This window comes from Aminobacter sp. P4_D5, assembly GCF_056401815.1.
Genome location: NZ_JBFUIP010001190.1, coordinates 1 through 563 on the forward strand (window position 1 = coordinate 1; position 563 = coordinate 563).

The following is a 563-nucleotide window of genomic DNA, read 5'->3' on the forward strand; positions in this document are numbered from 1 at the left end:
CGCCAGCATCGCACGGAACTCGGGACCGCGATGGTTGATCATGGGGCGCGCGAGCGCGGCGCGCACCGCCTCCGGCACCTCCGTCGGGCCCGGCAGCCGCAGGCGATAGCCGGGAGAAGGCGTGAACGGATCGTGCTGCGTTGCGGTCAATATACCAACCCCTGCCGGTCGAATTCGGGCCGGCACAGTGGGAGCGCGGAGGGGGTGGCGTCAATTCCGCCGCCGGTTCCTTAATCCCAGAAGCCCAGCCAGCACCCGACGCCGTGGACGAGCCCCGCCGGAAGGAACAGCGTCCCGCCGACGAGGAAGCCCCAACTGCCACTGACGACGCAGGAGTAGACATGCTGCACCCTGGCGGCCCAAGGCAGCGCTACGAGCAGGCCGAGGATCGAGGTGCACTGGAGATTGGCCATGGCCTCCGCGCCTCGGGGCGGGGCCTGGACCAGGAGGATTTCGGGCTCGCGGCGCTGGAGGGTCGGCATGTGCGTATCCCGTCCTACCCGTTGCGGTTGCCGCATTGCGCCGCCACGACTTGGCAATTCGCACCGGGATCCCTGGAGCGG

The 563-nt window shown here is 69.4% G+C and carries 1 protein-coding gene; it reads right to left on the reverse strand.

What is annotated here, in order from left to right; translation table 11 throughout:
• Positions 1-230: 230 nt before the first annotated feature.
• Positions 231-413, reverse strand: coding sequence for a hypothetical protein (locus AC1DWF_RS37420; protein WP_476843473.1), 183 nt, complete (start codon positions 411-413; stop codon positions 231-233).
• Between the last annotated feature and the right edge of the window lie 150 nt (positions 414-563).